Raw genomic sequence first — 22,668 nt, 5'->3', positions numbered from 1 at the left:
TATTGGGCCCGGCTAGATCACACCTTGCGCGAGCATCGCATCAGCGACCTTCACGAACGACGCCGTATTGGCCCCGACAACGTAATTGCCCGGCGAGCCATAACGTTCTGACGCCTCGTACGCCTGATCGTGCACGGCCACCATGATGGCGCGCAGGCGATCTTCGCTGTCGGAGAAGCTCCAGCGCTGCCGCGATGCGTTCTGGCTCATCTCGAGCGCGCTCGTCGCCACGCCCCCGGCGTTCGCCGCCTTGCCGGGGGCGAAGAGCACTGCAGCCTCGCTGAAGACGTCGATCGCCTCGGGGGTGCAGGGCATATTGGCCCCTTCCGCGACAGCGACGACGCCGTTGCGCACGAGCGTGCGGGCGGCGGCTTCATCGAGCTCGTTCTGCGTGGCCGAGGGGATGGCGAACCGGGCGGGAACATCCCACACACTGCCGCCCGCCACGAATCGCGCCGCGGGTCGTCGGTCGACGTAGGCGCTCACCCGCGCGCGCTCAACCTCTTTCACCTGCTTCAGCAGCTCCAGGTCAATGCCGTTCTCGTCGACGATGTACCCGCTCGAGTCAGAAGCCGTGATCGGCCGAGCTCCGAGTTGCTGCAGCTTCTCGATCGCGTAGAGGGCCACATTGCCCGAGCCCGAGACGACGGCGGTCTGGCCGTCGAGAGCGACGCCGCGCCGGGCGAGCATCTGCTCGAGGAAGAAGATCGTTCCGTAGCCCGTGGCCTCGGTACGCACCTCGGCACCACCCCAGGCCACGCCCTTGCCCGTGAACATTCCTGACTCGTGCCGGTTGGTGATCTTGCGATATCGGCCGAACAGGTACCCGATCTCGCGTGCGCCGACCCCGATGTCACCCGCCGGAATATCGGTGTGCTCGCCCAGGTGCCGGTAGAGCTCGTCCATGAAGCTCTGGCAGAAGCGCATGATCTCGGCATCGCTGCGGCCGTGCGGGTCGAAGTCGCTGCCGCCCTTGGCGCCGCCGATGCCCTGGGCCGTCAACGCGTTCTTGAAGATCTGTTCAAAGCCCAAGAACTTGATGATGCCGAGGTTCACGCTCGAGTGGAACCGCAGCCCACCCTTGTAGGGGCCGAGCGCAGAGTTGAACTGCACGCGAAACCCACGATTGACCTGCACTCGATTGCGGTCATCCGTCCACGGCACCCGGAAGATCACTTGCCGCTCGGGCTCGACCAGTCGTTCGATGATTCCCGCCTCGACGTAGTCGGGGCGCTCGACGAGCACGGGGGCGATCGATTCGAGCACCTCGTGCACGGCCTGCAAGAACTCGGGTTCACCCGGGTTGCGGTCGGCGACGTCACGCACGATGGTGTCGATGATCGAGCGCGATGATGCGTTCGTGAGATGAGCGTTCATGGGGCATTCCTTCGAGACCAGACAGGAAGCGCCGTAGTGGTGGCGGCGTCAAGAGGGGGCGTGGATCGACGCCGTGACCTTCACTCTAACCCGTCGCCGCGGGCCGAGCGGGGTCGGCCGCGTACTGCGACCACGAGCCCGGGTAGAGCCGGCCGGGTGCGAACCCCGCCTGCTCGAGCGCCAGCAGCGTGTGGCACGCGGTCACCCCTGATCCGCAGTAGCTGATGACCGGCCGCCGGTCGGCGCCGAGCGCCGCCAGGCGGTCACGCAGGGTCGCGGCGTCGAGCAGCGTGCCGTCGGCGGCGACATTGTCGCGGCACGAGAAGCTCTCGGCGCCGGGGATATGACCCGCGCGCGCATCCACCGGCTCGGTCTCGCCGCGGTAGCGGTCGAGCGTGCGGGCATCGAGCACGAGCGCGCTGCCGTCGGCGGCGGCCTGCTGGGTCTCGTCGATCGACGCGAGAGCGGCATCCGGCCACGGGCGTTCGGTGAAGGATGCTGCGCTCGCCTCGACCGCGCCGCTCTCGAGCGGCTCCCCCGCGTGGGCGCGCTGCCAGGCGTCGAGCCCGCCGTCGAGCACAGCAGCCTCATGCCCGAGGGTGCGGAGCATCCAGACCAGGCGCGCCGCGATGACTCCCCCGGCATCGTCGTAGACGACCACGGTGGAGCCGTCGCCGATGCCCGACTCGGCCATGCCGCGGGCGAAGACGTGCGGCTCGGGCAGGGGGTGCCGACCGGCCGCGGGCGAGGGCGCGCCGGCGAGCCACACGTCGAGGTCGACGAACACGGCACCCGGTATATGCCCGTGCGCGTGGGCCTCCGCGCCGGAGCGGCCGTCGAGGTACCAGCGGCTGTCGACGATGACGACGTCGCCGTCTCCGCGGCGGTCGGCGGCGAGCAGCTCGTCGAGCTCGGCGGGGGTCAGGAAGGGCGCGATCATGGCGACCAGCGTAGGGTGCGGGCATGGACCCCGTTGCTGTGCACCTTGCGATGCTCGCCGACTACCTTCTCCCCCTCGCGGCCGAGAACCCCCAGGGGCGGGCGTCGCAGCGCGTCGACCTCGATCACGAGCACCTGCGGATGACCGCGATCGGCTTCACGGCAGGGGCCGTGCTGCCCGATCATCGCAACCCGGGCGAGGCCGTGCTCCAGGTGCTGCGCGGCCGCGTTCGTCTGAGCGATGCACGGCTCACGATCGAGGTCGAGCAGGGCATGATCGCGCGCATCCCCGACGGCCTGCACCGGGTCGAGGCGCTCGAGCCCAGCGTGATCCTGCTGACCACGCTGCCCCTTCCCGGTCGCGACGAGAACGTGCTGGCCGAATCCCGTCGCTCCTGAGCCGGGGCGCGCCGCACACCGCGTGCGCCCGGCACAGGTTTGCGCACCCCGCACCCCGCACGTTCGGCACGCCGTTGCGCACCCCGCACCGCGCGCGTCCGGCACACCGTTGCGCACCCCGCACCCCACCCCGTGCACCCCGGAGACACTCCCGAATCGAAGGAATGCGACGAGCGAAGTCGACGTGAGTTCCTTGGATTCGGGAGTCTCGCGGGCGGGCTAGGACGAGGGCACGAGAACGCGGGCACGGGCACGGGCACGAATGTGGGCGCGGGCGCGGGTACGGCACGCGGGCTGAACGGCTCGAACGAGCCGAACCGGGCGAACAGGCGGTCGGAGCTACCCGACCGGAAACAGCCGATCGTCGAGCCAGGCGATGAGGTCGGCGCGCACCTCGGCCTGGTTGATCTCGTTGAACACCTCGTGGCGAGCGTCGGGGTAGACGATGAGCTCGACATCGCTGAGACCCCCGCGACCCAGGTAGGCGTCGGCGAGCTTCTTGGCGCTCTTCTCGCCGCCGAGCGGGTCGTCACCGCCGACCATGATGAGCAGCGGCACGGGCGGCTGCACGCGCTTCGGCCGCCCGAAGAGGCGCAGGCCGTCGGCGAGGCCGAACAGCTTCAGAATCTTCGCGTCGGTCGTCAGCGGGTCGTCGACGAAGGCGCGGGCGACGGCCGGGTCGCGGCTCAACCACTCGGCCCCCGTATCGCCGAGGTGCTTGTGGCGGGCGTTGAGGTCGCCGCCGTTCATATCCATCGGCGTGCGCAGGGCGGTGCCGGTGAGCACGACGGCGTTCCACGGGTGCGAACCCTGGTTGAGCAGGTTCTGCACCATGAGCGAGCCCCACGAGTGGCCGAGCATGACGAACGGCAGGCCGGGATGCGCGGCCTTCGCGATCGCGGTGAGGTCGAGCAGGTTCTGCTGGGTCGCGCGCAGGCCGCCCGTTCCCAGCTTGCCGATCTGCGAGAGGTCGCCCTTCCAGTACTCGACACCGGTCTGGCCGTGGCCGCGGTGGTCGTCGGCGTAGACGGCGTAGCCGGCGCGCACGAGGTCTTGTGCGAGCAGCTCGTAGCGCAGCGCGTGCTCGCCGACGCCGTGGGCGAGTTGCACGACGCCCTTCGGCTTGCCCGGCGCCCACACGTAGTAGTGCACGACGACGCCGTGGGTGTCGGTGAAGGTGCGGTGCTGGCGCTCCGCGGTGAACTGCGGTGACATGTCGCGTGGCATGAGGGGCCTCCTGCGCACGATCCTAAGGCGGGCCGGCGCGCGAGTCGTCGCCGCAGCATCCGGAATTATCGTTAGCAACGGTAATGAGTTAGGCTAACGAGGTGACGCACCACGAGACCGATCCCGAAGAAGAGCTTCGCGTGCTCATCCAGAAGGTGGCCCGGCGCATCCGGGCCGAGCGCGCGGGCGAGGGCATCAGCGACAGCCAGCTCGGTGTGCTCTGGCGGCTCGCGAGCGAGGGCCGGTGCACTCCCGGCGGGCTCGCGACCAGCGAGAAGGTCAGCGCCCCCTCGATGAACCGCACGCTCAACGCGCTCGAGGCCAGCGGTCTCGTGCAGCGCGTGCCGAGCGACGACGATGCGCGCAAGGTGTGGGTGACGATCACCCCCGCGGGCGATCACGTCATCGCCGAGACGCGCCGGTTGCGGCAGCAGTGGTTCCACGCCCAGCTCGAGGCGCTCAGCCCCGAGCAGCGCAGCGCGCTCGAGGAGGTGCGGCCGATACTGCGACGACTGGCCGACGCGTGAGCGCTACGTCATGAAGACCATGTTCCGCTCGCTGGCCGGCGTCAACTACCGCATCTGGTTCGCTGGCGCCCTGATCTCGAACGTCGGCACGTGGATGCAGCGCACGGCCCAAGACTGGTTCGTGCTCACCGAGCTCACCGACAACGACGCCGCCGCCGTCGGCGTGACGATGGCCCTGCAGTTCGGCCCCGCGCTCATCATCGGCCCGCTCGCCGGCATCATCGCCGACCGGATGCCCGGTCGCCGCCTGCTGGCCATCACGCAGATCGCCCAGGCCCTGCTGGCCCTCGCACTCGGCCTCATCATCGTGCTGGGCATCGCCGAGCTCTGGATGGTCTACCTGCTCGCCCTCGGGCTCGGCGTCGCCACGGCCGTCGACGCCCCCGCGCGCCAGACCTTCGTCGGCGAGCTCGTCGGCACCGCCGACCTGCCCAACGCCGTGGCCCTCAACTCGGCCTCGTTCAACACCGCGCGCCTCATCGGCCCCGCCGCGGCCGGCCTGCTGACCGTGCTCGTCGGCGCCGGCTGGGTCATCTTGATCAACGTGCTGACCTTCGCCGCGATGCTCGTGGCCCTCGGGCTGCTGCGCGCCGCCGAGCTGCAGCCGATGCAGAAGGCGGGTCGCGGGCGCGGGCAGCTGCGCGCGGGCATCCAATACGTCGCCCGTCGGGCCGATCTCGTCGTCGTGTTCACGATGGTCTTCCTCGTCGGAACCTTCGGCTTCAACTTCGCCATCTTCACCGCGACCATGGCGCGCGTCGAGTTCGGCCGCGATGCCGCCGAATTCGGTCTGCTCTCGTCGATCCTCGCGATCGGCTCGGTCGCCGGTGCCCTGCTCTCGGCGCGGCGCGACCGCCCGCGTCTGCGCGTCATCGTGCTCGCCGCTCTCGGCTTCGCGGGGTCGATGGTCGTCGCGGCGCTCATGCCCACGATCGAACTGTTCGCCCTCGCGCTGATTCCGATCGGCTTCTTCGCGCTCACCATGATCACGAGCGCCAATGCCTACGTGCAGACGACGACGCGCGCGAGCATCCGCGGGCGGGTGATGGCGCTCTACCTGACCATCTTCATGGGCGGCACGCCCATCGGGGCGCCCCTGCTCGGCCTCGTCGCGAACGAGCTCGGCGCGCGCTGGGCGATGGGCGTCGGCGCCGTCGCCGGCCTGCTCGCGGCCGTCGTCGCCGTGCTGTGGATGCGCGCCCGCCACAATCTGCGCATCCGCCGCCACCCGGCCGACGACCCGTGGTGGCGGCTGCGCGTGCGCTACGACGGCGACGACTTCGAGCTCCGCATGCAGGATCTCGAGACGGCGACGCAGGAGATCGCGATCGTCGAGGCCGAGGCCCGCAAGACCTAGTCGGCCGCGATGTCGGCCGTCGCAGAGCGGGCGGTCGCGGTGCGACTGGCCGCGAGCAGGGCCGTCGCCGAATCGCGGATGCTCTCGAGCTCGCCGATCGTCAGCCCGAGCCGCTCGATCACGCGGCCGGGCACCTGCTCGGCCTGCTGCCGCAGGGCGACGCCGGCCGGCGTCAGCGCGAGGGCGAGCGCCCGCTCATCCGCGGTGTCGCGCGCCCGCGTCAGCAGCCCCTGCTGCTCGAGCCGCTTGAGCAGCGGGCTCAGCGTGGCCGGGTCGAGCAGCAGGCGCTCGCCCAGGTCTTTCACGCGCAGCGGGCTCGTCTCCCACAGCGCGAGCATCACCAGGTATTGCGGGTGGGTGAGCCCGAACGGCTCGAGGATGGGCTTGTAGAGCGCGACGATGCTGCGGCTCGCGGCGACGACCGCGAAGCACACCTGGCGATCGAGGGCGAGCAGGTCGGTCATGCCGCCAGGATACCGGGCGTACAATTGATTCGTGCGCAAAGTAAATCCGCTGAACCCGTTCAACAACAGTCGGGGGTTCTTCGGCGCGCTCGGGCGGACGCTGTGGACGGTCACGGGCCCGGCGGCGGTGGGAATCGGGCGGCCCGAGCAGCCGTATGTCGCCCCCGCCGACCCGCGCTGCCCGCTGTGCAGCGCGGCCATGGCCGAGCACACCATCGAGCGCGGCGCGGGCACAACCCCGACCCGACTGCACTGTCCGCCGGCCGCGGTCTGACGCGGCCGCATCCGGAAGCCTGCCGTCAGCTCTCGCGCGTGATCTCGACCGTGACGAAGAGCTTCGAGCTCGACGGCCCGGCGTAGACGCCGCGCAGGGGCGGCACGTCGCGGTAGTCGCGACCGCGGCCGACGATCACGTGACGGTCACGGATCTCGAGCATGTTGGTGGGGTCGAAGCCCTGCCACTCGCCGTCGAACCACTCGACCCAGGCGTGCGACTCGCCCGCGATCGTCTCGCCGATCTGCGGGTCGCGCGAGGGGTGCAGGTAGCCGCTCACGTAGCGCGCGGGGATGCCGATCGAGCGCAGCGCGCCGAGCGCGAGGTGCGTGATGTCTTGGCACACGCCCTTCTTGTGCGCCCAGGCTTCAGCGGCCGTGGTGTGCACGCCGGTGATGCCCGACATGTACTGCACCTCGTCGTAGATCCAGGCGCATATCTCGCGCGCGGCCGCCTCGGGGTCGGCGGCCGCGGCCGCGAACTCGCGCGCGCGCTCGGCGACCTCGTCGGGCGGCGCCGTGAGCTTCGTCTGCACGGTGTTCTCGACCGAGCCGACCGTCTTCTCGACCGCGACGGCGAGCTCGGCCCAGCTGATCGAGCCCTCCTGCGAGCCGCGCGGGCGCAGCTCGACGAGGCTGTCGGCGGTGAGCGACAGCTCGTGGTGCTGGTCGAGCTGCTCGAAGGCCGCGACGCGCGTGCCGAAGTAGTCGACGTAGTGGTGCTGCGACGAGCTCGGGCTGATGGCGAGGTGCGAGTGCAGCACGACTTGTCCGTCAGAGCTCGCGGGGAGCATCCGTGCCTCGTTGTACGACGCGGTGACGTTGCCCTTGTAGTGGTAGCCGGTGATGTGCCGGATTCTCAACCGGTTCATGTCTTCTCCGCCACCCAGCTCGGCGCCGCGTTGGTCGGGAAGTACCGCTGGCGCACGGCCTCGCTCGTGGCGCTCGTCGCGAGCTGCACGGCATCCATGTGCCGCTGCAGGTCGTCGAGGATGTCGGCGATCGGGCGGTACTCGAGCTCGCTGCGGATCTGCCCGAGCTGGCGCAGCGCCTGGTCGCCGATGCCCGCGCGATCACTGCGTGGCTCGATGTCGCGCAGGCACTGCTCGGCGCGCGTCACCGCGAACAGGATGGAGCGCGGGAAGAGCCGGTCGAGCAGCAGGAACTCGGCGGCGTTCTTGGCGCTCGGCACGCCGCGGTAGGTGCGCAGGTAGGCCTCGTAGGCGCCGACGCTGCGCAGGATCGTCGTCCACGAGGGGCCGGAAGCCTCGGTGAGCGAGCGCGTCGCCAGCAGGCGGGCCGTCATGTCGGCGCGCTCGAGCGAGCGGCCGAGCGTGAAGAACGAGTAGGCCTCGTCGCGGCTCGTCGCCGATTCGACGATGCCGACGGCGAGCGCCGAGCGCTCGCGCACCCAGCCGAAGAACTCGTGCACCTTCTCGGGGGCGACCTTGCGCGGCATGCGCGCCCGAGTGGTGTTGAGCACCTCCCACAGCTCGGTGCTCACGACCTCGCGCGCGCGCCGCGCGTTCTCGCGAGCGGCACCGAGTGAGTACGCGATCGATGCCGGATGCGAGCGGTCGACGGCGAGGATCGCGAGCACATCGGCCCGCGTGAGCGCGTGGTCGGGATCGACGTCGCTGCCCATGACGCTCAGCAGCGACCGGCACGCGGTGTCCTCGTCGATCCACGGGTCTTCGAGCAGCAGCTGCAGGTGCACATCGAGGATGCGCGCCGTACCATCGCTGCGCTCGACGTAGCGCCCGATCCAGAACAGGCTCTCGGCGATCCGACTCAGCATCACTCGACCCCCCTCGAGACTGCGGGAGCGCCATTGCTCTGCTGTTGTGCTTGTTGTTGCTGCTCCGACTGCGCCCGACGCGGGTCGTCTTGCGGATTGTGGTCGATCGCGTGCGCCGCGGCGTCGGTGATGATCGGGATCGACTGGGTGACGGTGGCCTGCTCGGCGACGATGCCCTGCACGTCGTGGCTGTCGGCGACCATGGGCAGCTGGCCCACGACCCAGGTGTCTTTCGAGCCGCCGCCCTGGCTCGAGTTGACGACGAGCTGCCCCTCGGGCAGCGCGACGCGCGTGAGCCCGCCGGGCAGCACCCACACCTCGCGGCCGTCGTTGACGGCGAAGGGCCGCAGGTCGGCGTGCCGCGGACGCATGCCGTCGTCGACGAGCGTGGGGATGGTCGAGAGCTGCACGACCGGTTGCGCGATCCACCCGCGCGGGTCCTCCTGCAGGCGCATCCGCAGCTCGTCGAGCTCGGCGGCACTCGCGGCCGGGCCGACGACGAGGCCCTTGCCGCCCGAGCCGTCGACGGGCTTGACGACGAGCTCGTGCAGGCGGTCGAGCACCTCTTCGAGCGAGTCGGGGTCTTCGAGCCGCCACGTGTCGACGTTGGGGATGATCGGGTCTTCGTTCAGGAAGTAGCGCGCGAGGTCGGGCAGGTAGGTGTAGACGAGCTTGTCGTCGGCGACCCCGTTGCCGACCGCGTTGGTGATCGTGACGTTGCCGAGCCGTGCGGCGAGCATGAGGCCGGGCGTGCCGAGCATCGAGTCGGCGCGGAAGGTCAGCGGGTCGAGGAACTCGTCGTCGACGCGGCGGTAGATGACATCGACGCGCTGCGGTCCGGCGGTTGTGCGCATGAAGACGCGCCCGCCCGAGCAGTACAGGTCGCGGCCCTCGACGAGCTCGACGCCCATGAGCCGAGCCAGCAGGGTGTGCTCGAAGTAGGCCGAGTTGTAGACGCCCGGCGTGAGCACGACGACGGTCGGGTCGTCGACGCCCGAGGGGGCGGATGCCCGCAGCGCGTCGAGCAGCCGCGTCGGGTAGTCGCCCACGGGGCGCACGCGCATCGACACGAAGAGCTCGGGCAGCGTCTGCGCCATCACCCGGCGGTTCGAGATGACGTAGCTCACGCCGCTCGGCACCCGCACGTTGTCTTCGAGCACGCGCCAGGTGCCGTGCTCGTCGCGGATGAGGTCGATGCCCGAGACCTGGATGCGCACGCCGTTGGCGCTCTCGATGCCCGCGGCCGAGCGGTGGTAGTGGCTCGAGCTCGACACGAGCCGCGCGGGGATCACCCCGTCGGCGATGCAGCGCTGCGGGCCGTAGATGTCGGTGAGGAAGGCCTCGAGCACGCGCACGCGCTGGGCGACCCCGGCCTCGAGGTGGCTCCACTCGGCGCGTTCGATGACGCGCGGCACAGCATCCAGCGGGAACGGCCGCTCTTCGCCGGCGAAGTCGAACGTGACGCCCTGCGCGAGGTAGCTCGAGGCGAGCGCCTCGGTGCGACCGCGCAACTCGTCTTGCGACATCTGGGCGAGGGCCGCGTGGATCTGCCGGTACGGCAGCCGCACCTGGCTGTCGGGCGTGAACATCTCGTCGAAGGCGACGGCCGAACCCGACCGGGCGGCTGTCGCCGTGTACCCGTCGAAGAGGTCGGCCATGACGTGAGCCTAGTCGGGGCGTGTTGCGGCGATGTTTCGGTGGATGCTCGCCGCGCGCCTGATCAGAGACGATGCGTGTCGACCACGCCGACACCGCGCACGGTGATCAGCGCGGCTTCCCCGTACCTCAGCGCCACGGTGTGCTCAACATTGCCGGGAAGGCTCAAACGGGTGACCCACTCGCCCTCGGTTGACGCGCGGAAGCCCTCTTCCATTTCGCCGACGAGCACGCGACGGTGGCCGTCAGCACCCACCCAGGCGGTCACCGCCATCGTGTCGTCCCACGCACGGGGGCTCACGCTCAGGCAACCGGCTTCGCGCAGAAGTCGGTTGATCTCGCGTGCGGCCATGACGTATCCGAATGGGCTGCCCATGAGGTCGGGCGTTGACTCATCGACGGCATGACGACCGAAATCCCACTTGCCCGAGTACTCAACCAGTCGATGTTTGACGTCGCACGGGTCCCAGAGCAGCACGTTGCCGCGCCGAATAAGCACAGCAGAACCCTGCACCGAGTAGACAACGTCGACGTCGTCGACGACGGTGTTCGAGCTCCAGTGCTGACGAATCGCGAAACTGTCAGGAAGGTCGGCGTGGCGCTCTGACACCCGCACTGCCTCAAACACCCACTCGATCGGGTAATCGCTGTCGGTGGCGACCCCCGCTCGCTCGAGAATGACCGGATCGATTCCGCCCGCCGGGCTGCCCGCGATCACGAGCGGTCGGCCCGCATCCATCGCCGCCACGACAGTGGTGCGGTCGGCGTCAGTGAGATGCACCGGAGTAGAGAAATAGAAGAGGTCAGAGTCGACCGACGGCAGATACTCGATGCGCGTCGCTGACGAAACCGGAACCGAGAACTTCGCGAGGAAACCCGCTTGCTCATCGGCCCACTCTTTGATGCTGACCTCAGGCCGAGTCGCGTTCATGTGACTCATGGCATCGCGGGCGTACACAAGGGTGGGGCCGTCAACGGCCGTGGCCCCGCGGGCGTCAAGCGTCGCCTCGTTGATGTTCTGGGCGAGATAGGCGACATCGCCTTCGCTGAGCAGACGCTTTCCTTGGTTGAGCCACGAGATGTAGGTGCCGCGTGGGGCAACGAGACCCGTCGGAGTCTTCACGAAGGCGTGCAAGTAGGCCCAAATACCCCAGGCCAATCGCGACGGTGCGGTGTGGATGATGTCCCACGACTCCCACGCATCGAACGTTTCGGTCAGTACGTAGTGTCGGGTGGGGGTTCCGGCCAGAATCGCAGCCCGCATCAGAACGAATCCGAGCTGGTTGGTCCAGCCCTGCAACGGCAGGTTCCAGAAGATGTCTTCTCGGGCCCCGACCTCGTTCCAAGCGCCCGCCCACGTCTGGTCGATCCAGGCGTCAAGGTGGCCCTCGCGGGCGATCGACTCGAGGTCAACGCAGTTGACCCGCCAGTCCGCGACAGCGCTGGCTGCATTGGAGTATCCGATGACCAGAGCGTCGGGGGCGGCGAGCTTCGTCTGGCGCACCAGGTCTGCCGTGGCCTCGCTCCACCGAATGACATCGGCGGGATCCTCGGGGCCTGTCGCACCCCACGGCCCGACCCGCTCGTAGATTCCCTGACCAATCATCGAGTCGCGCAGCACAATCGCGTCGAGACGGAGGTCGCGCGAGAGGGCGCCCCACTGTCGGCCGAAGAACTCGGTCAGCGGAGTGCCGTCGGCGATGCCGTCGGGGTACGCCGCGTAGGGCGTGGCGTCGGCCGTCAACAGAGCGGGAACGTTGAGCAGCTGATCAACCCACGGCCCCTTGAAGAAGGCCTCGGGGTGACGCTCTGACCATGGCGAGAAGTCACAGTGGTAGATGCTGTTCCAGCCGATGACGAACGTGCCGACGCGTACGTTGTCGATTCCGAATACGTCAGCCCCGATCACACGAATCGACTCCGCCACCACGGCGAACTGCCCGTACGTCCAGTCGGGGTACGACTCACCGTCGTGGTCGGCGCGCGACTCGAAGCGTTCTTTCCACTGGTGCTTGCGTTCTGCCTCGGTACCCAGCAGGGGCGAGGTATCGGTGAAGAACTTGTCTTTCACCAGGCCCGCAGGAAAGGGGATTCGCTCGTCGAGATTGCCGTTCCAGGCCATCACGTGATCGACCAACCATCCGGCGTTGACGATGACACCCTTCCAGCCGTCGATCCCCTCCATCAGCGGAGCAAAGCGATGCCAGAACTCGCGAACCGAGCCGTCAATGTCTTGCCGATTGAACCAGTACAGGTCGATTTCGAGCCAGCGGTCGGCGTCAATAGACACGGGTGATCTCTCCATCACAATCAGTGGTCGTCGGATGATGTCAACGCGTGCGCCATGTCTCGGGGAAAACGATGAACCACAGCAACGCCGTACTGCTCAAGCCGTGTCTGCCTCGCCGCCTGACCCGAGAGCAGATCGAGGCCGTCGAGGTCGACGACGTAGGGGCCTGTACCGTGGTTGATCACGACGGTTACGTCACCTCGAGCCACCATCTCCACATCAGGGCCCGCACTGCCGGTGGGAGCACTGTTGAGGCCAGCATCCGTCAGGATCGTAGTCACTAACGTCTCCAGCGCCGACCCCGTCGGTTGGGTCGCCACGTACCAGGCAGAACCGGCGCTGTGCTTCTTTCGGGTGACAGCGGGCCACGACCCATCTCCCTGGGCGAATACCGCACGCACCTCTGCGTCAATCACGCGAACGTGTTCGGCCCAGGTGGTTGCGACTCCAGGCCCGCCTAGCGCCTCACCCTCAATGGGCACGAGGGGGGGCTGCACAGTGTTCGTGTACTGCGGATCAGCTGCGGCAGGCGGGGTGAACTCTTCGATCCACACACCGAGAGTGGTCGACAGTGACCCCAGATAGCCACCCGAGCGCACACACAGTTGCTCGTCGTTGATCGCGCTGAGGTAGGTCACAGCAAGAACGTCGCCCCGCTCGACAACCCCGTTCAGGTTCAGCAGATCGGCGTCGCTGGCGACGAACAGGTGCGGCGCGATGACCACGCGATACCCAGAGAGGTCGCCACCCGGCTCCACAAAATCGACGACCACTCCCCTGCGGGTGAGTTCGGAGTGCCAGGCCTTCATGGCGTCGAGATAGCGAATCTCGGTGGGGTTCGCGTCTTGCTCGATCGCCCACCAACTGTCCCAGCTGAAGACGAGGGCGACCTGGCTCTCAGGCTGGTGCCCAACGATCCCCTCGATGTGCTCAGCTGACAGCATGGCGAGTTCGCCGCCTAGAGCAACCACCTCGCGCCACACTCGAGTGTCAGTGCCACTGTGGGGCACAAGGCCCGAGTGGAAGCGCTCCGCCCCGCGAACCGACTGCCGCCATTGGAAGTACATGATGCCGTCGGCACCGCGTGCGAGCGTTTGATAGGAAGTTGCCCTCATTTGGCCCGCCCGCTTCGCGGCGTTGTGCCGGCGCCACTGCACGGCACTCGGGGCCTGCTCCATCAGCAACCATCGCTTTCCCCTGGCAAGGGAGCGCATCAGATCAGAGCCCATGGCAGAGGTCACCCACGACTCCGGGTCGGCAGGGTCGGGATACGCATCATTCGAGATGATGTCGATCTCTTTCGACCACCGCCAGTAGTCGACGCCTTTCCACAGCCCGATGAAGTTTGTGGTGAGAGGAATGGATGGGGTGACGCTGCGCAGGAGACGAGCTTCCGCTTGATAACAGGCGAGCAACTCATCCGATGAGAATCGTCGGTAATCGAGCATCTGAGCGGGATTGCGGAATGTCGGCGTCACGCGCGGCGGCAGGATCTCGTCAAAGCTCCCGTACCGTTGTGACCAGAAGTCCGTGCCCCACGCGGCGTTCACCGCGTCGACGTTTACGTATCGCTCTCGCAACCAGCCACGAAAGGCCTCGGCCGATACGTCGCAGTAGCACTCCGCCACGTGACAGGCGTACTCGTTATTAATGTGCCACATCTCGAGAGCAGGATGCTCGCCATAGCGCTCGGCAAGCTTCTCTACCAGCCGGATCGCGCGATCACGATAGATCGGCGAACTCGGACAATACGACTGTCGGCTGCCTGGCCACAGCCGCGTCCCTTGGTCAGTGACGGGCAGGGTCTCTGGATACTGACGACTCAGCCACGCTGGAGGAGAAGCGGTGGCCGTAGCCAGGTCGAGTCCGATTCCGTGCGCGTGCAGCGTTTCGATGACCCGATCCATCTGCACGAAGTCGAACTCCCCTTCAGCAGGCTCAAGGCGGGCCCAGGAGAAAACTCCTACCGTCGCCAGGTTCACGCCAGCATGAGTCATCAGTCGAACATCTTCTGCCCACACGTCTTCCGGCCACTGTTCAGCGTTGTAGTCGGCCCCGAACCAGATCTTTTTCGTCACTTCTGAGAAATCCCTCTTCTTCACATCACGATCGATGGTGGTGGTGGTGCCCGTCGCCGACGAGCGATGGTTAGCCCTTGACGCTGCCCGTCGACAAACCGTTCTGCCAGTAGCGCTGCAAGAGAAGGAAGGCGATGACCAGTGGGATGAGCGAAATGAACGAACCCGTCAACACGGTGCTGAACTGCGCTGCTGCTCCCCCGCCCGCAGCGCTTGCGGCTTGCTGCGTCGCAAGACCCACCGTGATCGGGTAGAGCTCAGACCGGCTCAGCATGATCAGGGGAAGGAAGTAGTTGTTCCATGTGGCGACCAGCGCGAACAGGAACACGGTCACGAATCCGGGGCCCAGTAGCCGGAAGCCGACCTGCCAGAAGATTCGCGCCTCACCCGCGCCGTCAATTCGGGCTGACTCGATCAGAGAATCGGGGATGGCGTCGGCCGCGTACACCCGCATCAGGAAGACTCCGAACGGGCTCACCAGCGACGGCAGGATGATCGCGAGCGCGGTATTGGTGATACCGAAGTTGCTGAACAAGAGGTAGGTCGGCATTGCGAGTGCGGTCAACGGAATCATGATCGCGCCGAGAACAACGCTGAACAGAACCGTATTGCCTCGAAAGCGATACTTCGCGAAGGCATATCCCGCCATCGTGGCAAGAATCGACGCCCCCAGTGCACTCACCGTGGCATAGATCGCCGTGTTCACCGTCCATCGCAAGTAGGCGCCATCCTGTGTGGTGAACACCGTCTGGATGTTGTTCCACAGGTTGAACTCGTTGCCAAACCAGAAACCGAACGTGGTGAACAGGTCGGTGTTGTCCTTTGTCGACGCAAAGAAGAGCCAGACCAAGGGAAGGATGAAGTAGAGGCAGCTGACGGCAATCAACGCGGTCAGCAAATTGCTGCGCCGCCGCTCGCGACTAAAGCTCTTGGGTTGCCGACGCCGATTGATCGGAATGACGGGGTCAACTTTGCTGACGCGCTTGTTGTCAACGACGGTCACAGCGCCCGTGAGAGAAGTCATGACCGCGTACCTTCCTTCTTCTGGCTGATGATCTGAACGACGTACGAGAAGACCGCGATGATCAACCCGAGCAGGAATGCCACGGCCGCGGCGTAGTTGACGTCAGAGTTGGTGAAAGCGAGGTTGTAGGCGTAGAAGTTCGGGGTGAACGAACTGTTGATGACCGTCGGTGCGAGGTTGCGCAGAAGGCTCGGCTCGTTAAAGAGCTGGAAGGAGCCGATCACCGAGAAGATCACGGTGAGCACAATGGCCGGCCGAATGGCCGGAATCTTGATGCTCCACGCGATCCGCCACTCGCTGGCACCATCGAGCTCGGCTGCCTCGAAGAGTTCATGGGGAATCGAGCGCAACGCCGCGAACATGATGATCATGTTGTAGCCGATGAATGACCAGGCAACGATGTTCATCATCGACCCGAGCACGTTCTGCTCAGAGAGCAAGTTGGGAGCAGTGAGGCCCAGTGCTCGAAATGCTTGAGAGATCGGGCCAAAGTCGAGACCGTAGAGGTAGCCCCACATCAAGGTGGCGACGACTCCGGGTACGGCATAGGGGATGAAGATCAACAGCCGCATCACACTCATGCCGCGAACGCGACCCGAGTCAAAGGCCAGCGCGAAGAACAGCGCGATCGCCAGCATGATCGGAACTTGGATGACCATGAAGAGGGCAACTCGACCAAGTCCCGTGAGGAACCCGATGTCGGTCAAGGCACGAATGTAGTTCTCAAGCCCCGCGAAGGTCTCGCCGCCCACGAGCTTGGTCTGGAAGAGACTTAAATAGCCCGAGTACAGCAACGGAATGATGAGCATCGCGATGAACACCACGAAGAACGGAAGAATAAAGAGGTAGGCAGAAATCGCCTGGCGCTTCTCGATCGAGCGACGCTTCTGGGGGTTGCCCCCTCGTCGCTGAGGCCCCGCGCTCGTGGTCTCGATTGCCGTCATGTCTCTGGGTTCCGTTCTTCAATCGGTGCGTGGTCCACACAATGGTGCTGCCGGTGGCGCCTCAGCATTGCGAGGCGCCACCGGCAGGTGGGGTCAACCGCCGTTGACCGTGAATCCCTGCTGCGTGCCGTACTCGACAAGAGCGGCCTGCCACGCGTCAAGACCCGCAGCGAAATCACTCTTATCGGCGATCGCCTTGCCAATGGTCTCCGTGAACGTCGAGTACACGACGTCCATGTACGGAACCCAGTCGAACTCGGTGTCAACAGTGGTGGAGATCTCACCGAAGACACCGTTGACCTGCTGTCCGCCGAAGAACTCGAGCTCTTGCTCCGACCAGGTCGTGTCTTCCAGCACCGAGAACTTCGTCGGGAACAGGAAGCGGTCAAGCGAGAGCTGCAGCGCCACGTCGTCGGTTGCCGTCAGCCACTTGACCAGCTGCGCGGCCACGATCGGGTTCTCGCTCTCGGCCATAACCGAGTATGCCGATCCGCCCCAGTTGCTCGAGACGTTCTGGCCCTCTTCCCACTGCGGCAGCGGGGCAGCGGTCCAGAGACCCGAGGTGTCGCCAGCGGTGCCCTGCATGAACACCGGAGCCCACGCAGCCGTGAGCCAGCCGGCGTACTTGCCGTTCGCCAGACCCTGGTACCACCCATCGGTGAAGTCGGGGTCGACACTGATCAGATCGGCCTGAACGAGTTCCTGCCAGTACGCAGCCAGCTCCTTCGCTTCAGGACCGTTGACATCAACCGTGACCGCCTCAGCACCGTCGAAGCCGAAGGGCTTGATGCCCTTCTGCCACATGAGCGCGATGAACTGGCCAGCCTGGTTTGCGGCCAGGTTGGAGATGTAGGAGCCGGTCGTCTCCTTGACGACAGCGGCCGCCTCGGCGTACTCGGCCCAGGTCGCGGGGGGGGTGTCGACCCCGGCGGCGGCAAGAATGTCGTTGCGGTAAACGTTGCCCATCGGGCCCGAGTCGCCCGGAAGCGCCCACACGCTCTCCGTGCCGCTCGTCACCTGGCTCCACACCCACGGCACGAACTCCGGCTCGAGGTCTTCCGCGAGGAACGGGCCAAGGTCGAGGAGAGAGCTGGTCTGCGTGTAGGTCGGAATGTACTGGTACTCCATCTGCACAACATCCGGTGCACCATTGCCCGCCTGGATGACCGTGTTGATCTTCCGATAGTGCTCAGCCGCTGTGTTCTCGAAGTTGACCGTGATCGCCGGGTACTTCTCCTCGAAAGCGTCAACTTCAGCCTGGAAGTCGGCCTTCGCCCAGAACGTGATCTCGGTCGGAGTGTTCAGCGCCTCATCGATCTCGGCTTGAGTGATCTGTGTCGCTTCCTCGCCGGAGCCGGTGTCGGGGCTGCATCCGGTGAGAACGAGCGCAGTGACGAGAGCCACTGAACCGAACGTGAACACCGTCCTTGGTGCACTTTTACGCATGGTCATTCCCTACTGTTTTGGTGAACTCGATGCGGCGGGTTGCCCATCGATCTTCGGTAGTGCGCGGGCTCGATCTCGAAAGGACGATCCGCATTGTGTGATGCCGGCATTCGTGCGCGAGGGAGTCCCGCTCAAGAGTGCTCGTGCACGAGGAGTTCGTAGACCAGTCGGCGGCCGCGAGAGGGCGCGCGTCAACGGTCATGGCAAGAGCCTCGCCATACCGAAGACCGCTCGCAGAGCTCTCGGAGTCGTTCATGGTTGCTATGACCTCTTCGTCAGGGGCAAGGTGCCGATGTCAGCGTACTGTTTATTTCATACTTATCGCAATACCATTCCGCCCGATGTAACTCGGATCTCCACGTCAGCTCATGGACAACAGGGCTCTCACATCCCCCCTTGCACAATAAAACAGGGCAACTATCTCGACTCTCGGCGTTGCCGGAGGCGAGAATCTGGACCGTTCTGTTGGCAGTGATACTGGGAAGATTCACTCAGTTGTGCTGTATCAGGTCTCGATAGATACTACTTATGGTCGATTCTGCACGACCCGATGGGAACACGACACCGTTGACCCAAGCACAGCACAGTCGAGAAAGTTGGCGGTCTCATGATGAACAGCACGCAGCGAGTGGTCGTCACCGGAGCCTCTGGTGGAATCGGCCGCGAGATCGTCGGCCGCTTTCACGCCGCAGGCGCCACCGTCGTCGAATGGGATGCATCCGAACCGGTCAAGAGCAACTCCCACGCCCTGCGAGTGGATGTCACGAACGAAGACGACGTCGCCCGGGCAGCGCAGGTGACCCTCGAGATCCTCGGAGGAATCGACACGCTGGTGACCTCGGCTGCAGCTCTCCGGTCGTCCCCCATTACCGCAATGACTCTGGAGGACTGGAACACCGTGATGGGCGTCAACGTGACGGGAACCTTCTTAACGGTCAAACACCTCGGGCCGGCGATCATCGACGGCGGTTCGATTGTGCTCATATCATCGGTGACCGCGTTCATCGGCGCGGTCACGACAAGTGCCTACGCGACGAGCAAGGGCGCGATCGTCAGCTTCGGACGAGCGATCTCACAAGAGTTCTCAACGCGCGGAGTGCGCGTCAACACCGTTTGCCCCGGGTGGGTTGATGCCGGCTTTACAGATCAGGTTCTGAGGTCCGCAGAAAACCCCGCCGAGATGCGGCGTTCAGCTAATGCGAGTCACTTGCTCGGGCGTATGGCGACCCCCAGCGAAGTGGCACGTGCCGTGACATTTCTTGCGAGCGACGAGGCGAGCTTCATCACCGGCACCGAACTGTTCGTCGATGGCGGCTTCATGGTCAAGAAATAGCCACCGACCGCCTCGTGCACGCCGATTAGGTACGAGACTGCTGCTCACGAAACCGCCGCGGTGACATTCCCACCCGCTCCGAGAACAACCGCGAGAAGTACGCAGCATCGGTATACCCGACGCCTCGAGCGATACGAGTGATCGTTTCGTTGCTCGAGGTCAAGAGTTCGCATGCTCGCGCGACCCTGCGGTCGAGCACGTACTCCAAAGGCGTCAGGCCGGTCTGCCGAGCAACTTCACGTCGGAGCTCTTCGACGGATAGTCCGAGTTGGCGGGCACGTTCGGAAACGGACAGGGTCTCGAAGGCCTGCAGAGCGAGACGGTGCAAGAGATCCTTTTCCGGCGGGGCTCCCGTCGTCGGGTAGTGAGCGCGCACAGTGCCCGCGATGATGCGTTGCGCGAGTACGGAAGTCTCCAGCTGGCCGACGATGGTCGTGTCATGGATGGCGGTCCGCAGTGTCGAAAAGAGCGGGAGCACCTCGAGAATAGAGCGACTGAGAGGGATCACGGGCGACAGCTGAGACAACACGCCGATTTCGGTGTATGCGGCCACCCCTCGCCCGCCGAAAATCAGCCAGTGTTCACTCCAGCCCGAAGGTGCAGGCCCATATCCGTGTTCAACTCCGGGGCTCAGCCACAAGGCATGCGGAGCTTCGATCGCGATTCCAGTCGGTGACGTGGCATCGACGTACCACCCTGAGCCCACTGAAACGAGGACCAGCGCCGGATGCCGAAGTCGACGTCCTCGGAATCCGCGCCACGAACCACTCTGTTCACCGGCGCCAATACACACGAGCGAGTGCTTCGACAGGCCCTCCAGTGGCGTCGTGAAATGACTCCAATTGTCTAAGAGTGTCACCATGCGGTCGATTCTTCCCCGAAAAGTCCAATACTTATGCACGGGAGTCCATGGAGTAAGCGAGGACGTTTATCCAATACTCGTTTCATGATCACCTCCAACGGCTACACGCTAGATGAATCCCCCCGGCGGCTGGGACTCCTCGAACCGGTTCCCGATTCCGAACGTGACGACAAAGATGCGCTCTGGCACCGCATGCGGCGCGACGGCTACCTGTACTTGAAAAACCAGATCGACCCGCAGATCGTCCGAGACTTCCGCGAGTACTACTTCACGAAGATGGCGGCCACGGGGCTCATCGAGCGCGGCTCCGACGTGCGGGTCGGCGTGGATGCCCAGGCCGATATCGACCGCGGGTTGATGCGCAGCATCCTGTTTGACGAAATCGTTCCGGGAGCGTATTACCAGGCGATCACCGCACATCCCGCGATCAAGGGGTGGTTCGAGTGGTTCCTCGGTGACGATGTTCACCTGCATAAGCGCAAGATTGTTCGCCACGTACGACCGGGCGAAGCCGGTATTGGCACGGCCACCCAGGCGCATTACGACCTTGTGTACCTGCGCGAAGGAACCGACAAGGTCTTGTCGATGTGGATCCCGATGGGTGACTGCCCGGTCGACATGGGCGGGCTTGCATATCTAGAGGGAACACACCAGCACGTCATGAAAGACGAGCGTGACGGCATTCTGCGCCCAGCACAGTGGATCACTGCGGACCTGCCGAAGTTGGCAGAGAAGTATGACACCCGGTGGCTCGTCGCCGACTATGAAGCAGGCGATGTCGTGGTGCACTCGGCGCACATTATTCATGCCGGCACTGACAACGTCGATCCGATGGATCGCATCCGTCTGTCGACAGACATTCGCTATCAGCGTGCCGCCGATCCCATTGACTGGAGATGGCAGGATCACTGGCGTGAAAATGACGGGCTCTGACCCGACGGTCGTCATTGGCGGGCGACAGTACCTCTGGGCCGAAACTGATGCCAGCGTTGACGGTATCGGCGGGTGGGCCCACCATGGCGTCGTCGCACTTCCGAACGGAACCGTCATCACGGCTACAGCCAGTGGACGCCACCTCGTCACTTGGGGCACCACGCAGCTCTCGTCGCTCCTGGACATCTCCGAGTGCCACGGCATAGCACTTGACGACCCCGCCGTAACGAACTCGTCATCACTCTGGATCGCCGACAACGGCTACAAGCCCGTACCTACCGGGGTTGACGACGAGCCGCCGCTGGTGACGCCAGGGCGTGCCGTGCGCCTCGACCTTGACGGCCGAGTTCTCAACGAGCTGACCGATGGCGCCCTCCCCGCTGAACTGCAGGGGTGGCGGCCGACCAGCATCGCGGCAGACCAAGACCGCGTCTGGGTCGCGGATGGCTACGGCAAAAGCGCTGTGCACTGCTTCACACGATCGGGTGCCGTGCTCTGGTCAAAGACGGGAACCGATGACGGGATGTCGTTTGTTCAACCTCACGCGATTGTCGTCGACCGGCGGCGCAGTGAACCGAGCCTCATCATCGCAGACCGCGGCAACCGCCGGCTGGTTCGTCTGTCTCTCGAGGGTGACGACGTGTGCCACTTCGGCGACGATGTCGTGACCAGCCCGTCGGGATTTGCGTTCGACGGGTCGACTCTCTGGGTCACAGAACTGTACGGCGGGCTGGTTGCGTTCAACGACCGGGACGAGTGCGTCGCCCGTTACGGCGATCGCTCCCGCAGCACGGACGATGACTGGCCGAACCAGCGCGTCGGCGGCGTGCTCACGCGTCCAACCCTTGAACCCGGTACGTTCCGAAGCCCCCACGGCATTGCGGTGGGCAACGATGGAACGCTGTATGTAACGGAGTGGATTATTGGGGGGCGTCTCGTGACCCTCACGCCGACGTCGGGCACCTGACATAGTGGAAGCGGCTGGTCGACTCGTTGACCAGCATCCACGCACCAGCCGAGGAGACGTCAATGGCCCGGTACCACGAGCGAGGCAGCCACGGACGCGTCGTCCAACTGCTCGGTGAAGAGATCATCTCGGGTACCTACAGCCCCGACGACACCATCGAAACAGAAGCACTCGAACAGCGCTTCGGCGTCTCCCGCACGGTTATTCGCGAAGCCTTCAAGGTGCTGGCCAGCAAGGGGCTCGTCGATTCACGGCAGCGTCGAGGAACTTTCGTGCGCCCAGAACGTGAATGGAACAAGCTCGACCCAGACGTCTTGCGCTGGCGATTTGAGTCGGCAGGGACGACCACCGACCTCTTCGATGAACTGCACGAGATTCGAGAAATGATCGAGCCACCGTCGGCTCGCCTCGCGGCCGAGCGACGGGTGGCCACCGATGTCGAAGCCGCCTCCGAGGCACTGGCCCGCATGTCACGCACGATTCACAATGGCGATATCGAGGGCTTCGTCGAGGCCGACGTCGCTTTCCATGCCGCCCTGCTCGAAGCCTCCCACAACGATCTCGTCGGAAGCCTGTCGGTCATCATCGAGCTAGGCCTCCGTTCACGCGACTCACTCGTGCACAAGACCCTGCCCCCACCGCGGCGCGAGATTGCCCTGCATCGCCGCGTGCTCGACGCGGTCGTCGCTCGTGAAGCCCAAGAGGCGGAAGACGCCATGCGGGCGCTCCTCACCAACGCCGCACGTTCCATTCCGAGACTTGCGCCCTAACGGG

General features: G+C 65.5%; 21 protein-coding genes. 8 read left to right on the top strand and 13 right to left on the bottom strand.

From position 1 onward, the window contains the following. Positions 1–12: 12 nt before the first annotated feature. Positions 13–1,377, bottom strand: a complete 1,365-nt coding sequence (gene gdhA, locus ACTIE9_RS05765; protein WP_439564626.1) for an NADP-specific glutamate dehydrogenase — start codon at positions 1,375–1,377, stop codon at positions 13–15. Between the two features lie 85 nt (positions 1,378–1,462). Then, positions 1,463–2,317, bottom strand: a complete 855-nt coding sequence (locus ACTIE9_RS05760) for a sulfurtransferase (RefSeq protein WP_439564625.1) — start codon at positions 2,315–2,317, stop codon at positions 1,463–1,465. A gap of 23 nt (positions 2,318–2,340) precedes the next feature. Here ACTIE9_RS05760 and ACTIE9_RS05755 point away from each other — a divergent pair, with 23 nt between their 5' ends. Then, positions 2,341–2,715 (top strand): LuxR family transcriptional regulator, encoded by a 375-nt coding sequence (locus tag ACTIE9_RS05755; RefSeq protein WP_439564624.1) that lies wholly within the window; start codon positions 2,341–2,343, stop codon positions 2,713–2,715. A 339-nt stretch (positions 2,716–3,054) separates the two neighbouring features. Here ACTIE9_RS05755 and ACTIE9_RS05750 read toward each other — a convergent pair whose 3' ends face one another. After that, positions 3,055–3,942 (bottom strand): alpha/beta fold hydrolase, encoded by an 888-nt coding sequence (locus tag ACTIE9_RS05750; protein WP_439564623.1) that lies wholly within the window; start codon positions 3,940–3,942, stop codon positions 3,055–3,057. Between the two features lie 101 nt (positions 3,943–4,043). Here ACTIE9_RS05750 and ACTIE9_RS05745 point away from each other — a divergent pair, with 101 nt between their 5' ends. Both ACTIE9_RS05745 and ACTIE9_RS05740 read left to right on the top strand, forming a co-directional pair. Then, on the top strand, positions 4,044–4,469 hold the full coding sequence (locus ACTIE9_RS05745) for a MarR family winged helix-turn-helix transcriptional regulator (RefSeq protein WP_439564622.1): 426 nt from the start codon (positions 4,044–4,046) through the stop codon (positions 4,467–4,469). A gap of 10 nt (positions 4,470–4,479) precedes the next feature. Beyond that, positions 4,480–5,826, top strand: coding sequence for an MFS transporter (locus tag ACTIE9_RS05740; protein ID WP_439564621.1), 1,347 nt, complete (start codon positions 4,480–4,482; stop codon positions 5,824–5,826). Here the strand turns inward: ACTIE9_RS05740 and ACTIE9_RS05735 are convergent. Beyond that, a complete protein-coding gene (locus ACTIE9_RS05735) occupies positions 5,823–6,290 on the bottom strand; it encodes a MarR family winged helix-turn-helix transcriptional regulator (protein ID WP_439564620.1) in 468 nt (155 codons plus the stop codon). The two genes, ACTIE9_RS05740 and ACTIE9_RS05735, sit on opposite strands and share 4 nt — an antisense overlap. 31 nt (positions 6,291–6,321) lie before the next feature. Between ACTIE9_RS05735 and ACTIE9_RS05730 the strand changes: the two genes are divergently transcribed. Then, positions 6,322–6,564, top strand: coding sequence for a hypothetical protein (locus ACTIE9_RS05730; protein WP_439564619.1), 243 nt, complete (start codon positions 6,322–6,324; stop codon positions 6,562–6,564). A gap of 25 nt (positions 6,565–6,589) precedes the next feature. Here ACTIE9_RS05730 and ACTIE9_RS05725 read toward each other — a convergent pair whose 3' ends face one another. The 8 genes from ACTIE9_RS05725 to ACTIE9_RS05690 all read right to left on the bottom strand — a co-directional run bounded on the left by ACTIE9_RS05725 (position 6,590) and on the right by ACTIE9_RS05690 (position 17,757). Beyond that, positions 6,590–7,435 (bottom strand): transglutaminase family protein, encoded by an 846-nt coding sequence (locus ACTIE9_RS05725; protein ID WP_439564618.1) that lies wholly within the window; start codon positions 7,433–7,435, stop codon positions 6,590–6,592. Beyond that, positions 7,432–8,361, bottom strand: coding sequence for an alpha-E domain-containing protein (locus tag ACTIE9_RS05720; protein WP_439564699.1), 930 nt, complete (start codon positions 8,359–8,361; stop codon positions 7,432–7,434). The genes ACTIE9_RS05725 and ACTIE9_RS05720 overlap by 4 nt, the downstream gene beginning before the upstream one ends. Beyond that, complete coding sequence (locus ACTIE9_RS05715; RefSeq protein WP_439564617.1) at positions 8,361–10,019, bottom strand: circularly permuted type 2 ATP-grasp protein; 1,659 nt, start codon at positions 10,017–10,019, stop codon at positions 8,361–8,363. Before ACTIE9_RS05715 ends, ACTIE9_RS05720 begins: the two co-directional genes overlap by 1 nt. 62 nt (positions 10,020–10,081) lie before the next feature. Next, positions 10,082–12,307: a hypothetical protein gene (locus tag ACTIE9_RS05710; RefSeq protein WP_439564616.1), complete on the bottom strand. Its 2,226-nt coding sequence runs from the start codon at positions 12,305–12,307 to the stop codon at positions 10,082–10,084. Positions 12,308–12,327: 20 nt separating this feature from the next. Continuing rightward, positions 12,328–14,385 carry a beta-galactosidase gene (locus tag ACTIE9_RS05705; protein ID WP_439564615.1) on the bottom strand — a complete coding sequence of 686 codons (2,058 nt, stop codon included), beginning with the start codon at positions 14,383–14,385 and terminating at the stop codon, positions 12,328–12,330. 70 nt (positions 14,386–14,455) lie between these two features. Further along, positions 14,456–15,409 (bottom strand): carbohydrate ABC transporter permease, encoded by a 954-nt coding sequence (locus ACTIE9_RS05700; protein WP_439564614.1) that lies wholly within the window; start codon positions 15,407–15,409, stop codon positions 14,456–14,458. After that, complete coding sequence (locus tag ACTIE9_RS05695; protein WP_439564613.1) at positions 15,406–16,353, bottom strand: carbohydrate ABC transporter permease; 948 nt, start codon at positions 16,351–16,353, stop codon at positions 15,406–15,408. Before ACTIE9_RS05695 ends, ACTIE9_RS05700 begins: the two co-directional genes overlap by 4 nt. A gap of 93 nt (positions 16,354–16,446) precedes the next feature. Next, the gene (locus tag ACTIE9_RS05690) at positions 16,447–17,757 is read right to left on the bottom strand and encodes an ABC transporter substrate-binding protein (RefSeq protein WP_439564612.1); all 1,311 of its coding nucleotides are present in this window, start codon (positions 17,755–17,757) and stop codon (positions 16,447–16,449) included. Between the two features lie 649 nt (positions 17,758–18,406). Here ACTIE9_RS05690 and ACTIE9_RS05685 point away from each other — a divergent pair. Then, a complete protein-coding gene (locus tag ACTIE9_RS05685) occupies positions 18,407–19,132 on the top strand; it encodes an SDR family NAD(P)-dependent oxidoreductase (protein ID WP_439564611.1) in 726 nt (241 codons plus the stop codon). A gap of 25 nt (positions 19,133–19,157) precedes the next feature. Here the strand turns inward: ACTIE9_RS05685 and ACTIE9_RS05680 are convergent, their stop codons facing one another. Beyond that, the gene (locus ACTIE9_RS05680) at positions 19,158–19,994 is read right to left on the bottom strand and encodes a helix-turn-helix domain-containing protein (RefSeq protein ID WP_439564610.1); all 837 of its coding nucleotides are present in this window, start codon (positions 19,992–19,994) and stop codon (positions 19,158–19,160) included. 84 nt (positions 19,995–20,078) lie between these two features. Between ACTIE9_RS05680 and ACTIE9_RS05675 the strand changes: the two genes are divergently transcribed. The 3 genes from ACTIE9_RS05675 (at position 20,079) to ACTIE9_RS05665 (ending at position 22,664) form a co-directional block, all read left to right on the top strand. Next, the gene (locus ACTIE9_RS05675) at positions 20,079–20,927 is read left to right on the top strand and encodes a phytanoyl-CoA dioxygenase family protein (RefSeq protein WP_439564609.1); all 849 of its coding nucleotides are present in this window, start codon (positions 20,079–20,081) and stop codon (positions 20,925–20,927) included. Then, complete coding sequence (locus tag ACTIE9_RS05670) at positions 20,908–21,894, top strand: hypothetical protein (protein ID WP_439564608.1); 987 nt, start codon at positions 20,908–20,910, stop codon at positions 21,892–21,894. Before ACTIE9_RS05675 ends, ACTIE9_RS05670 begins: the two co-directional genes overlap by 20 nt. A gap of 62 nt (positions 21,895–21,956) precedes the next feature. After that, positions 21,957–22,664 (top strand): FadR/GntR family transcriptional regulator, encoded by a 708-nt coding sequence (locus ACTIE9_RS05665; RefSeq protein WP_439564607.1) that lies wholly within the window; start codon positions 21,957–21,959, stop codon positions 22,662–22,664. Positions 22,665–22,668: the final 4 nt, after the last annotated feature.

The sequence above is a fragment of the Microcella sp. genome (assembly GCF_051860105.1).
In the GTDB taxonomy this organism is placed as follows: Bacteria; Actinomycetota; Actinomycetes; order Actinomycetales; family Microbacteriaceae; genus Microcella.
The sequence above is the reverse complement of the archived record's forward strand: the minus strand, read 5'-3'. Positions and strand labels throughout refer to the sequence as shown.

Coding starts and splice junctions, on each gene's coding strand:
- ACTIE9_RS05750 (WP_439564623.1), bottom strand. CDS start 3,942: ATGCCACGCGACATGTCACCGCAGTTCACCGCGGAGCGCCAGCACCGC.
- ACTIE9_RS05665 (WP_439564607.1), top strand. CDS start 21,957: ATGGCCCGGTACCACGAGCGAGGCAGCCACGGACGCGTCGTCCAACTG.
- ACTIE9_RS05735 (WP_439564620.1), bottom strand. CDS start 6,290: ATGACCGACCTGCTCGCCCTCGATCGCCAGGTGTGCTTCGCGGTCGTC.
- ACTIE9_RS05725 (WP_439564618.1), bottom strand. CDS start 7,435: ATGAACCGGTTGAGAATCCGGCACATCACCGGCTACCACTACAAGGGC.
- gdhA (WP_439564626.1), bottom strand. CDS start 1,377: ATGAACGCTCATCTCACGAACGCATCATCGCGCTCGATCATCGACACC.
- ACTIE9_RS05715 (WP_439564617.1), bottom strand. CDS start 10,019: ATGGCCGACCTCTTCGACGGGTACACGGCGACAGCCGCCCGGTCGGGT.
- ACTIE9_RS05685 (WP_439564611.1), top strand. CDS start 18,407: ATGATGAACAGCACGCAGCGAGTGGTCGTCACCGGAGCCTCTGGTGGA.
- ACTIE9_RS05720 (WP_439564699.1), bottom strand. CDS start 8,361: ATGCTGAGTCGGATCGCCGAGAGCCTGTTCTGGATCGGGCGCTACGTC.
- ACTIE9_RS05740 (WP_439564621.1), top strand. CDS start 4,480: ATGAAGACCATGTTCCGCTCGCTGGCCGGCGTCAACTACCGCATCTGG.
- ACTIE9_RS05680 (WP_439564610.1), bottom strand. CDS start 19,994: ATGGTGACACTCTTAGACAATTGGAGTCATTTCACGACGCCACTGGAG.
- ACTIE9_RS05700 (WP_439564614.1), bottom strand. CDS start 15,409: ATGACTTCTCTCACGGGCGCTGTGACCGTCGTTGACAACAAGCGCGTC.
- ACTIE9_RS05695 (WP_439564613.1), bottom strand. CDS start 16,353: ATGACGGCAATCGAGACCACGAGCGCGGGGCCTCAGCGACGAGGGGGC.
- ACTIE9_RS05755 (WP_439564624.1), top strand. CDS start 2,341: ATGGACCCCGTTGCTGTGCACCTTGCGATGCTCGCCGACTACCTTCTC.
- ACTIE9_RS05760 (WP_439564625.1), bottom strand. CDS start 2,317: ATGATCGCGCCCTTCCTGACCCCCGCCGAGCTCGACGAGCTGCTCGCC.
- ACTIE9_RS05675 (WP_439564609.1), top strand. CDS start 20,079: ATGATCACCTCCAACGGCTACACGCTAGATGAATCCCCCCGGCGGCTG.